Source organism: Streptomyces sp., from assembly GCF_019510245.1.
Classification (GTDB): Bacteria; Actinomycetota; Actinomycetes; order Streptomycetales; family Streptomycetaceae; genus Streptomyces.
In genome coordinates this window covers 1-10,807 of sequence record NZ_JAEKKT010000254.1, presented here as the reverse complement: position 1 = coordinate 10,807, position 10,807 = coordinate 1, and the positions used below count along the sequence as shown (strand labels likewise).

Here is a 10,807-nt window from a genome sequence, read left to right as displayed (position 1 = left end):
GTCGGGGACCGTGACGACCAGGCCGCAGTCACGCAGGCACGCCAGGTGGTTCGACAGTCGCGTGCGCGAGATGTCGAGGGCTTCGGCGAGGTCGGCCGGGTAGGCGGGTGCTTCGCGCAGGGCGAGCAGGATGCGGCAGCGGATCGGATCGGCGAGGGCGCGGCCGAACCGGGCCAGTACGTCGATGCCGTGGGTGGCGGTCAGCATCCTGAATTCACGAAATTCTGAACTTATGGGCCTCCGTGACCGAGCGGCCTGGGCATCGGCCGCATCCGGGTACCGACCGGCCCATCGCCTCAGACGAAGGGCCCTGGCACGGGGAGCTGCCCGAGCGGAGGATGAGGAGTGCGAGAAGCCTCCCGAGGAGGTGCGTTCTGGTGATGTACTGGGACGGTGGCGGCTGGGCCTGGATGGCGTTCATGCCGCTGTTGTGGATCGTGTTGATCGGGCTGGTGGTCTGGGCCGTGATTCACCTGGCGCGGCACCCGAGCGGTGGTCAAGGTGGCGGCGCGGATCGCGGGTGGGCTCCCGGAGGGACTTCGCGGGAGACGCCGGAGGAGATCCTCGACCGGCGCTTCGCCTCGGGCGAGATCGACGCGGACGCCTACCACGAGGCGCGCAAGCACCTCGCCACGCACCGCCCGGGGCCGAAGTGAGCCGGCTGCGGGGCCGTTGGCTGCCTCTGACCGTGCTGGTCGGTGCGCTTGCCGCGCTGATCGTGTCCGTTGCCTGGGTGGCGGGCAGCGGCTTCGAGCGGACCGGCCCGACCGCCATGATGGGCTCCCTCGCCCGCGGTGAGCCGGTGCGCAACCTGGCCGACGCCTATCGCGCCGCCGGGCGCTTCGCCGGCCGGTGGAATCTTCATGTGGGCGAGGTCATGCAGTTCAGCAAGAACTACTACGCGGAACTCCTCGACGTCCACGGCAAGCACGCCACAGAAGTCCTCGTCGAGCCGGGATCGGGTGCCGTACACCTGGAGTACGGGCCGGCCATGATGTGGAACACCGCGTACGGCATGATGCCCGGCTACGGCATGACACCCGTCCGCACCCCGAGCCGCGCAGCGGCCATCAAGCCCGACCGTGCCGTCCGGATCGCGGACCAGTGGCTGCGCGACCACCGCTCCGGGCTGCATGCCGCCCAGCCCGATGCCTTTCCTGGCTACTACACCTTGCACACCCTGCGCGACGGCCACATCGCGGGCATGCTCTCGGTCAACGCGACCACCGGTGACGTCTGGTACCACACCTGGCACGGCCGCTTCCTCCGCATGAGCCCCGCCATGGACCGATGACTGCACCTACTGTGGCGTTTGCTGGGCGGCGCACTGACGAAATGCATGGACCTCCCGGCAAGTGCAATCGCAAAGTAGGCACGCCTGGAAGCGTCACAGGAATACAGACCGCATGAGGCGCCCACCGTATCACGGCTCCACTCAAAGTCCTGTAAGGACGAACCCCAGCGGGGCCTCGCCGTCTCACCCGCCTATCACGAAGCCATCACCAACTGGGCGGCCTCTCACGGACCAGCAGGCCCTGACCTGCTATTTTATGCCCGCGTTGGACTGGCGTAGACGCCCCTGGACGGTCTCTACAACCTGTGCCATGTGGTACCCAGTGAGGGACCGAGGATCAGGACCGGGGCGTCTTCTGGCCCGTCAAAGCGGTATTGCAGGGTGTTCATCGGTGTCTCACTCACCCGCCTGACCCTCTCATCTGTCACGAGATGTCACATCGCCGGGGTTGACCTAGCGTGCCTTGTCCCGCTCCGGCACTGCGGGACCTGCCGACGAGAGCCCAGGTATACGTTCTCCGGCATGTACTCGTGGCCGTGCCGGCAGCGGGCCCTCCGGGCGCGTGCCCTCATTCAGTCACTACGAGCAACGCTTTCCTCTTTGATCACGGCCTCCAGGCGGTTGGGTTGCAGCATCGAGTGTGGTGGCACGGACGAGGCTCGGCGTGACTCACCTGGAAACCTTCCGGAATCCCGCCCAACAGCAGCTTGAACCCCACACGGTGAACGCTTGGTAGAAGGCTTGGCCGTAGCCGAATGCTCTCAGTGACAGCCACCGGTCCAAAGCCAGCAAGCGGACCTCGAATCCACGTCGCCCCAATCCTGCTGGCCATACTGCTCGCAAGTCGCTCTGCTGATAGTCCGCGTGGCTCACTGTCGCCCCTCCGCCGCACCCCCGTGCAGGCCATCCCAAGTGGTGGCGGCTCCGCGAAGATCCTCTACATCCGGCTTGACGTACCACCGTTTGGTCGTCTTCACGTTCGTGTGTCCGGCCCATCGCGCGAGGATGTGGTCCGGGACACCGTTGTTGACCAGGAAAGTGAACGACGAGCGTGCGTCGTAGAGCCTGACGCGGCGGAGCCCGAGGAGCTCCATAAGCCGGTACGCGCGTCGGCGAAGTTGCTTGATCGTGAAGGCGTCGCCCGCCTCGTGCGCCAGCACGTAGCCCGACACTGTGTACGCCTCCCCCAGAGCGAGCCTCTCCTCGGCTTGAAGAGCCCGGAATGCCGTGAGGGCTCCCAGCACCGGCGCCGGCAGCGGCAGCGGCAGCGGCAGCGGCAGCGGCAGCGGCAGCGGCAGCGGCAGCTCCCGCTCACCCGGAAGAGACTTGGTGTCCTTCTCCACCACGTACCGGTTGCCCATCATCGTGCGCGTGTCGGCAATGACGACCGTGGCGTTCTCCAAGTCAACGGCTTCCCACCGGAGGCCGCAGACTTCAGCCGGACGAAGCCCCATCAGCGAAAGAAGTAGCGCAGCATCGAGCCGATCACCCCTAATTCCATGGAGGAATGGTCACGCACGCAGCGACATTGACGTACACCAATCGCCGGGCAACAGCTCTCCCCAGCGCTTCCTTCAGCCGAGCGAGGCTCACATTCACACTCGTGACTGAGTGGCGTCCCGGCCCTTTTACCACGCACGCGGCCATGCGCCGGCGCCCAGTCCATCCACTCTTCCACGTGCTCTTCAGCAAGGTCCTGGAGACGGATATTTCCGAGCCTTCCCCGAACTCGGTCCAGGGTAATCCCGTAATTGTAGATGGTGGTTTCTTCGAGGTCCTCCGCTTTCATGGCCAGCCACCGGTCGAGCCACTCATGGTTATGTTCGCGTGGCCGCCCGCCTACGCCACCCTCGCCTACGCCCACGACGCGCCCATCGCGCTCACCCCCCTCGTCCTGGAGCGCACCGAACTCCGCGACGGCGACACCCTGAACTTCTCCGCCGCTCTCACTTCCACCACCACCGCACCAGTGCACGTGGTGATCGTGATCGCCACCATGGGGCAGAACGGCCAGCCGCGGGAGAAGGTCTCCTTCCTGCGCCGCGCCACAGCCGAAGCGGGCCAGGCACTGCGGCTCGCCAAGGCGCACCCGCTGCGCTCGACCGCATGATGGACGGTCTCTCCGGGCTCCTGCTCCCCCGGCCCTCCAGGTCAACGGCCGCCGCTTCCCCTCCGTCGCCTTCACCGTCCTCAATGCCTGACACCCTCCCGCCCGTCCTGCTCTGAACACCTACCGCACAGCCGCCGCGGACCTGCGTCGCGGCCAGGTGCGTGCTGTCCGCAACCCCCTGAAGGAGTGAACCGCCCTGATCGAACGAGTTTGAGTCGTGACCGCCCAGAGCCCGCCTGCCCTGCCCCTGGCATGAGAACTCCTGTTCAGTAAATGCCCTCCGATCGGGCCGTGACCGGACCAGGTCCAGCACGTTTTTAGAGCATCAGTGCCACACCGACGCCCAGACGGAGGACACGCCATGCACCCCACCCCTGCCCCCTTGCAGCAGCCTCCCGGAATCGAACGGCGGCCCGGCGTGATCACGCACAGCGTTGACGACAAGCTCAGCTCAGCCCGTCCGGATACGAGGTGGGCGGCATGAGTGAGCCCACCGATGCATCAGCCGACACTGTCCCGGGACCGCGCACCACCCCCGCAGCGTCCCCCTCCGCACCGTCCGCCGGACCGTCGGAGCCCTTGCCGGCGGGCACTTCGCCCGCGCTGGCTCCCGAGCCGCAGATGCGGTACGTCGACCTGACCGGCAGCCGCGAGGCAGCCGGCCGCTCAATCCGGATGCGCGACATGGCCCGCCGCCTGCCGCAGCTGGTGCGCCGTTCGCTTGCTCTCGCCTGGCGCGTCGACCGACGAGCGACCGTCGGCCTCCTGCTGTGCCAAACCGTCACCGGCGTGATGCAGGCCCTGGGCCTGGTCGCCATCGCCGGCACCCTGACCGCCCTGCTGCGCAGCGGAGACGTCTACCACCGGCTCCTTCAGGCGTGGCCCTCCGTCGCCCTGCTCGCCGGTGCCGCCGGCGTGCGCGCGCTCCTCGGAATCACCGTCAACTGGCTGTCCTCCCGGCTTGGCCCGCTGATGTCACGTGAGGCCGAGCAGATGCTGCTTACCGGATGCGCCGAGGTCGAGCTGTGCGCGTATGACGACCCCGACTTCAACCGCGACCGCGAGGCCGCCGACCGCGGCGCCCAGGTCACCGGCGACCTGATCAACGAGGGCCAGGACCTGATCGCGTCGGGCGCCGGCTTCCTCGCCGGGGCGATCGTGCTGACCGGCGTGCACTGGGTCCTTCTCCCGCTCCTCGTCGCAGCCAGCCTGCCGCAGGCCCTGGCCCAGGTCAGCGCCGCGCGCGTCCGGTACCTGGCGAACCTCCGCAGCAACGGCGACAACCGGATGCTGTCGGTGCTGCGCTGGCACATCTACACCAAGGACGCCGCCGACCAGATCCGGGCCGGCACCATGGCCGACTTCCTGTCCGGCCGGTACCGGCACACGGTCGCCCGGATCAACCGCGAGGACCGGGCCGCGGCCGACCAGGGCGCCCGGATGTCCCTGGTCGGCGCGGTGTGCGGAGGGCTGGGGTCGGCGGTGGTGTGGGCGGCGGTCGTGTGGCTGCTCGCGACCGGCCGTATCACCGTCGGGCATGCCGGGACGGCCGTCTTCGCCCTGCAAACGGTAGGCATGTCGGTCCGCGGTCTTGTGGCTGTCGGTGCGCGCGCCGTGCGGACCGGGCTGTACATGGACGACTGGAGCGGCTTCCTCGACAAGGCCGGCGGCTTCCGCATGCGCCGGGGTCCGCACCGCCCTGAGCCGCCGGAGACGATCGAGGTCAAGTCGGTCACCCACCGGTATGCCGGCAAGGACCGCGACGCGCTGTCCGACGTCTCTCTCACCTTGCGTCGGGGCGAGGTCACCGCGCTGGTGGGCTTCAACGGCTCAGGCAAGTCGACGCTGTCGAAGCTGGTCAGCGGCCTCTACCTGCCCACAGGCGGGCAGGTGCTGTGGGACGGCGTCCCCACCGGCGACGCCGATCCGCAGGCCCTGTGGCAGCAGGTCGCCCTCGTGCCGCAGAACTACGCACACTGGCCGCTGACCGTGCGCGAGAACGTGACCCAGGGCCAGCCCACGGCGCGCGGCGACGCGGCGGTCCGCGAGGCATGCGAGGCGGCCGACGCCGACGAAGTCGTCGACAAGCTCGGTGCCGGCCTGGACACCCTCCTGGCCCGCGAGTGGCTCAACGGGGAGGAACTCAGCGGCGGCCAGTGAGCGGTGTGCATCGTGAAGTCGCAGGTCGTGGGTCTGGCGTGACGTTGGTTCGGGGTGCTCACGCTGGTCGTGCGGGGCAGTCTGGAGTGTAGATCGTCTGGCGGGGCGGTTTTGCTGGTTCCCGCCCGTCGCCGCGGGTGTCGCTTCTACGATCCCGCGCATGATGGACCCCGAGGTGCTGGATCGGATCACCGCGCGACGTGCGGAACTGGACGGACTCGAAGAACAGCTGACCAAGCAGCTGGCGGAGGTGCGGACGGAGCGGGACGAGCTCGCGGCGGCCGAACGGGTTCTGCAGCGGCTCAGTGAGCAGATCGCTGACGAACAGGCCAAGGCCGGGTCGCCGGTCGTTCAAGTAGCGGGCCGGGCAGTGCGGTTGGTCCCTGACCGGGAGCCGGGTGTGGCCGAGTCCGCGCTGCCGGCGGAGTACCAGCGCATCCTCACCGCGGTGCGGCAGGCCGCCGGGCCGGTCGCGGTCCGGCAGATCGGCGAGGTGCTGGGCCTGGACACCGGGGTGCGGGGCAAGCTGGAGCCGCTGCGCGGGAAGCTGACGAAGCTCGCCGACCGCGGCTGGCTGCACAAACGCCCCGACGGACGCTTCACCGCTCGCCGGTAATCGCACGGCAGAGGGAGTAACTGGCGGGCCCCCGGCGGCAGTTGAGTTTGGTGTGAAGAAAAACAACTCTCACGCCGAGGGCCCTGACGGCCTTGTCTACACGTCCCGGCTGCCGCTGTCGAGCGCCACCTTGAACTACCTCGCCGGTCTGATCCGCGGCCACCTGAAGAAGATCAGATCTCGGTGGCGGGCGCTGCCCGCTGGGAAGATCGCGGGCATCGTGCTGGCGGTGCTGCGCTGTGACCAGCGGCCCGGCGACCTGGCCGGCGGCAACGGGATACACCGCACCACCGTCACACGCTGGGTCCGCGAGGTCGTCGCCCTCCTGGCCGCCCGCGCTCCGCGCCTGGACCGGGCATGCAAGAAGATCGCCCGAACGGGCGGCGGCATCGTACTGCTGGACGGTTCCCTCATCCGCACCCGGCGGCGCACCGGAAGCGAGAACCGGAGGAACTACTCGGGCAAGAGCAAGTGCCATGGCCTGCTCGTCATCGCGCTCACCGACGAGCGCGGCCGACTGCTCTGGGTCTCCGCGGTGCGGCCCGGACGCACGTCGGAGATCGTCGCCTGCCGCCAGGACAAGCTCACCGCCCACCTGCGGGCGGCCGGACTCGGTGCCATCGCCGACCTGGGGTTCGTCGGCCTCGACGACAGTGGCCCGGACGCCGACCCGGCAGTGATCACCGGCTACAAAGCCGCCCGGAACCGGCCCCTGACGCGTGGTCAGAAGCTGTCCAACACCGCGCTGGCCGCGGTGCGCGCGCCCGTCGAGCACGGCTTCGCCCACCTGAAGAACTGGAGGGTGCTCGGCAAGCTCCGCACCGATCCGAAGTGGGCGACCGCCCTGGTCAGGGCGCTGCTGGTCCTGACGAACCGCGAAGTCTCCCGGTGACCGACGATCTTCACCGAAGTCATCCGCCCACGATCAGGCAGAGCACCATAAACCCACGCACACCAGAGCCCTCACCAGCAACTTCACGATGCACACCGCTCATTACGTAGGCAGCCTGTCGGGCGCTGGGTCCGGCCCGTATGGTCGAGACATGATCTCGGGCAGCAGCGGGGGACCGGACAGCGGCGGCACGGAGTTCACGGCGGAGGGCCTGGAGCCTGTTCTCCAAGAGGCCTGTGCGACGGCCGGACTCGACTGCCGCGGCGCCGAACTGCTGCGCCTCGGTTCGAACGCGGTCTACCGCCTCAACTCGTTACCCGTCATAGTCCGCATCGCGCGTGATCCAGCGGTCCGCGCGGAGATGGAGCGGGCTGTGGGCGTGGCTCGGTGGCTGGAGACACAGGGCTTCCCGGCCATGCGCGTGCTGGCCTCGGCAGCTCAGCCACTTGTCATCGGCGGCCGAGTGGTCACCTTCTGGGAGAGCGTCCAGGAGCGCGAGGAGTACGCCACGGTCGCGGAGTTGGCCGACTTGCTCCGCCGTCTGCACTGGTTCGAAGAGCCCGAATCCCTCGGTCTGCCGTACTTCGATCCGCTGGCCAAGGTGGCGGCGTCCCTCGAAGGGCTGGACGGCATCTCGGATGAGGACCGGACGTTCCTCGACGAGCGAGCGGCAAGGCTCGCCAAGGAGTACGACCGGCTGGACTTCGTTCTCCCCTTGGGCATGATCCACGGCGACGCCAGCATCGGGAACATCCTCCGCCATCGGGACGGGCACGCGGTGCTCATCGACCTGGACGGCTTCGCCCTTGCCCCGCGTGAGTGGGATCTGATCCAGACGGCGATGTTCTACGACCGATACCGCTGGCACACCAAGGCGGACTACGCGGAGTTCGTGCACCGGTACGGCTTCGACCTGATGAACTGGCCCGGGTACGAGACCCTCGCGGACCTGCGTGAACTGATGATGGTCGCCTGGCTCGGCCACCAGGTCACGACCAGTGACTCGGCCGCCACGGAGTTCGTTCGTCGGGTGCGGTCCCTTCGCACCGGAGAGGGGCGAGACGAATGGGGCCCGTTCTGAAGGCACGGCGACCCGCGCTCAGACAGCGACATGATCGCCCGAGGCGATCCACAGTCGGTGCTCCCTGACCTGCTCGGTAAAGGTCTGCACGTCCGCGCTGCTGCTGGCCGCTGCGAGGTTCCGCCGGAACTCGGCGAGATAGCTGACGCATCGCGCCGATTTGAGCTGCTCGCCTAGGTCCAGCGCGTCGAGTGCCACGCGACAGGCCTCCTCGACGTCGCCGGCGCGGAGGTGGGCGTCAGCGAGCACCATGGTTGCGAAGAAGTCGCTCCGGACGTGGCTACCGCTCATGGCGTTCTCGGCGTGGGCGACGGCTTGCCGGGCGCTGTTGACGTCACGGAAACAGTGGGCGGCCTCTGCGGCAAGTTCGGCCTCGTCGAAGTAGTTGATCCACTCGGGCTCGTCGTCGTTGTTCCGGCTCTCCAGCGCCTTCGTAGCCGCACTCAAGGCGGCCTCACAAGCCCGAACGTCTCCGGTCCGGGCAAGCGCGCGTGCCTCCATGGCGTGGAACTGGGCGCGAAGCGTTGGCGTGGCAACGGGAGAGATGCCCATGAGAGCAGCGCGGGCGAGCGTTGCGCCCTGCGTGTATCGACCGAGGAACGTCGCCTGATGGCTCATGGCGGACAGAATGCTTCCAGCGAGCCGGCGGTCATTGGCGTCCTGGGCCAACCGGAGAGCCTGGAGGAAGTACCTCTGTGCCAAGCCGTGCCGACAGGCGTCGTAGGACATCCAACCGGCCAAGAGCGTAGCCTCCGCGACGGTCGAGAACAGGGCCCGGCCGACCTGCTCGTTGTATTGGCCGCGCAGCAGCGGTGTCACTTCGGTACTGAGGTACTGGATGGCCGAGCGCCGCGCGTGATCGCCGCCGAATCGGTCGTCTAGGTCGGCGAACATGTCGGCGGTGGTCTTGATAGCGGCTACGTCTCCGAGACCGACGCGCATTCCGCTCTGCCGTTGCCGGGGAACGGCAGGCTCGGGCGCCACCAACCACCGGAGCGAAGCTTCGCTCCAGGCCGGTTCGGAGGGCTCGGCCTGGAGCAGGGGCTCATATCGATTGAGATCTGCGCGCCACAGCTGACTGACGGCTTCGATGGCGCCTTCGGGGCTAGCCGGATAGCCAGCGTCCAAGAGCCCCGTGTCCCGCTCGCCTTCGTGGTTCAGCCCGAGTTCGGCGGCGCTGAGGTCGTACGCCTCGCACAGCAATGGACCGTAGAAGTCGTCCGGTGCGCTGTGCCCGTTCTCCCAAGTGGCGATACGGCGCTTCACGCTCGCATCCGACGGGAGCTGGTGGCCACGGCGCGTTGCGGCCTGGCGCAGCTCGCGCACCAACCGCGGCTGACTCCAGCCACGACCCACACGGGCTTGCCGTAAGCGAACGTTGGTCGGTTCCATCGAAGACGTGACCGTTCCCTCTCGACTGGCTCACGGGTGCGACCTTGGGACGCGTGACTGTTTGCTCCTACGACCGAATGTACGCGCTGCTCATTGCTGAGCGCTGCCCGTAATCGGAGATCGTGAGCGGTTGCAACCTGACGGGGGATGACGCGTGTCCGGGTTGCGCGTCATCCCCCGTCACCTCTCGTCATCTGCCCCGGCCAGAGTGGTGACCCTGAGTCTGGACACAGGGCGGCATCGCGGCCTCAACTGAGTCTGACCGAGGTGAGATGACGTGCAGAGGATGACCAGGAGAGGCATGGAATGGCTCTCCGCGGCGGCTGACGATCCGGTGGAGTGCCGCGCTACCTGGACCGACGATCCCCGCGCACCGTACATGCTGCCGACCGGCCGCTACTTCGACGTGGTGACGGTGGACCAGCGCGTCGGCATCGAGACCTTCGATCAACTGCTCCGCCGGGGGCTGCCGTTCGGCCCCACCGTCCTCGATCACAAGGCACAGCGTGTCGGCTTCTTCCTCGGCTCTCAGAGCCAGGAGACCTTCCTTCACTACCTCGCGCAGGAAGAGGGCACTGCACCCGCTTACCGCTACCTGAGCCGCGGCTCCGCGGTCGTCGTCCCTGGCCCCATTCCCCTACGCGGCGACCGTTACGAATGGCTACGCGCGCCGGCCCGGCGGCCGATGGCCAACCCGCTCCGTCCTGTAGCCCTGGCGACCATGCTCGTTGCCTCCGCCGAGTTACTTGCTCGCGTGGACCGATACGGCGAGCGCTACCTGGCCGTGGACACCTTCGGCTTCTTCGCAATCGAGGGGGCTCCGATCGATGCGCCGGGATGACGCCACCGACCGCCACGACGCTGCCACCTGGTCGCCGCTGGACAGCGACGGTTGGTACGCCGCGCGCAACGCCACCTCCGCTCTGAGGGACGTTTTGATCCGGGCGGGCCTGGAGAAGGACTTCCCGTATCTGCGAGCCGAGTTGAATGCCTTCGGTCACGGCCTGGTCGAACTCGGGCGCGTGTCGCCGGCCACCGCGGAGCGACTGGCGGAACTGCTTCGGCTCCCGCAGGCTTCGAGCGTGCAACGTCTCGGGGAGAGCGGCGACGAAACGACCGAATCTCGTGAGACAAGGGGCTGAACCATGACTGACCGACGGGGCGTAGTCGCGAAGCGTGCGGAAGACCTGCTGCCCGGCGTCCCCTACGTCCGCGGCTGGGCACAGGCTCGACGCATCGCTGGCGCCTTGGCCGAGCAACTG

At 68.1% G+C, this 10,807-nt stretch carries 13 protein-coding genes and 1 pseudogene; 9 read left to right on the top strand and 5 right to left on the bottom strand.

Annotated features, from left to right (window positions below):
• The coding region (locus JF597_RS48005) for a metalloregulator ArsR/SmtB family transcription factor (RefSeq protein WP_294011869.1) at positions 1-207 on the bottom strand (207 nt) is incomplete at its 3' end.
• Positions 208-380: 173 nt separating this feature from the next.
• On the opposite strand from JF597_RS48005, the gene JF597_RS48000 reads away from it, so the two are divergent.
• Together JF597_RS48000 and JF597_RS47995 are read left to right on the top strand one after the other, a co-directional pair.
• On the top strand, positions 381-656 hold the full coding sequence (locus JF597_RS48000; RefSeq protein WP_294011883.1) for an SHOCT domain-containing protein: 276 nt from the start codon (positions 381-383) through the stop codon (positions 654-656).
• A gap of 32 nt (positions 657-688) precedes the next feature.
• Positions 689-1,294: a hypothetical protein gene (locus JF597_RS47995; protein ID WP_294011867.1), complete on the top strand. Its 606-nt coding sequence runs from the start codon at positions 689-691 to the stop codon at positions 1,292-1,294.
• Between the two features lie 305 nt (positions 1,295-1,599).
• Here the strand turns inward: JF597_RS47995 and JF597_RS47990 are convergent.
• The 3 genes and pseudogenes from JF597_RS47990 to JF597_RS47980 all read right to left on the bottom strand — a co-directional run.
• Positions 1,600-1,698 (bottom strand): annotated as a pseudogene (locus tag JF597_RS47990) (3-oxoadipate enol-lactone hydrolase); the annotation flags it as partial.
• 465 nt (positions 1,699-2,163) lie between these two features.
• Complete coding sequence (locus JF597_RS47985; RefSeq protein WP_294011865.1) at positions 2,164-2,748, bottom strand: tyrosine-type recombinase/integrase; 585 nt, start codon at positions 2,746-2,748, stop codon at positions 2,164-2,166.
• Positions 2,748-3,083 (bottom strand): hypothetical protein, encoded by a 336-nt coding sequence (locus JF597_RS47980; RefSeq protein WP_294011863.1) that lies wholly within the window; start codon positions 3,081-3,083, stop codon positions 2,748-2,750. Before JF597_RS47980 ends, JF597_RS47985 begins: the two co-directional genes overlap by 1 nt.
• Before the next feature lie 24 nt (positions 3,084-3,107).
• Here JF597_RS47980 and JF597_RS47975 point away from each other — a divergent pair, with 24 nt between their 5' ends.
• The 5 genes from JF597_RS47975 to JF597_RS47955 all read left to right on the top strand — a co-directional run bounded on the left by JF597_RS47975 (position 3,108) and on the right by JF597_RS47955 (position 8,153).
• On the top strand, positions 3,108-3,404 hold the full coding sequence (locus JF597_RS47975; RefSeq protein ID WP_294011861.1) for a hypothetical protein: 297 nt from the start codon (positions 3,108-3,110) through the stop codon (positions 3,402-3,404).
• A gap of 621 nt (positions 3,405-4,025) precedes the next feature.
• Entirely contained in the window at positions 4,026-5,564 is a 1,539-nt protein-coding gene (locus JF597_RS47970; protein WP_294011881.1) for an ABC transporter ATP-binding protein, read from the top strand.
• Between the two features lie 160 nt (positions 5,565-5,724).
• Positions 5,725-6,180 (top strand): hypothetical protein, encoded by a 456-nt coding sequence (locus JF597_RS47965; protein WP_366916555.1) that lies wholly within the window; start codon positions 5,725-5,727, stop codon positions 6,178-6,180.
• A 52-nt stretch (positions 6,181-6,232) separates the two neighbouring features.
• Positions 6,233-7,072 (top strand): transposase family protein, encoded by an 840-nt coding sequence (locus JF597_RS47960; protein ID WP_294011846.1) that lies wholly within the window; start codon positions 6,233-6,235, stop codon positions 7,070-7,072.
• A gap of 151 nt (positions 7,073-7,223) precedes the next feature.
• Complete coding sequence (locus JF597_RS47955; protein WP_294011845.1) at positions 7,224-8,153, top strand: aminoglycoside phosphotransferase family protein; 930 nt, start codon at positions 7,224-7,226, stop codon at positions 8,151-8,153.
• An 18-nt stretch (positions 8,154-8,171) separates the two neighbouring features.
• Here JF597_RS47955 and JF597_RS47950 read toward each other — a convergent pair whose 3' ends face one another.
• Positions 8,172-9,419, bottom strand: coding sequence for a hypothetical protein (locus JF597_RS47950; protein WP_294011844.1), 1,248 nt, complete (start codon positions 9,417-9,419; stop codon positions 8,172-8,174).
• A gap of 403 nt (positions 9,420-9,822) precedes the next feature.
• Here JF597_RS47950 and JF597_RS47945 point away from each other — a divergent pair, with 403 nt between their 5' ends.
• Both JF597_RS47945 and JF597_RS47940 read left to right on the top strand, forming a co-directional pair.
• The gene (locus tag JF597_RS47945; protein ID WP_294011841.1) at positions 9,823-10,386 is read left to right on the top strand and encodes a bifunctional DNA primase/polymerase; all 564 of its coding nucleotides are present in this window, start codon (positions 9,823-9,825) and stop codon (positions 10,384-10,386) included.
• Positions 10,373-10,687 (top strand): hypothetical protein, encoded by a 315-nt coding sequence (locus JF597_RS47940; protein ID WP_294011839.1) that lies wholly within the window; start codon positions 10,373-10,375, stop codon positions 10,685-10,687. Before JF597_RS47945 ends, JF597_RS47940 begins: the two co-directional genes overlap by 14 nt.
• Positions 10,688-10,807 lie beyond the last annotated feature (120 nt).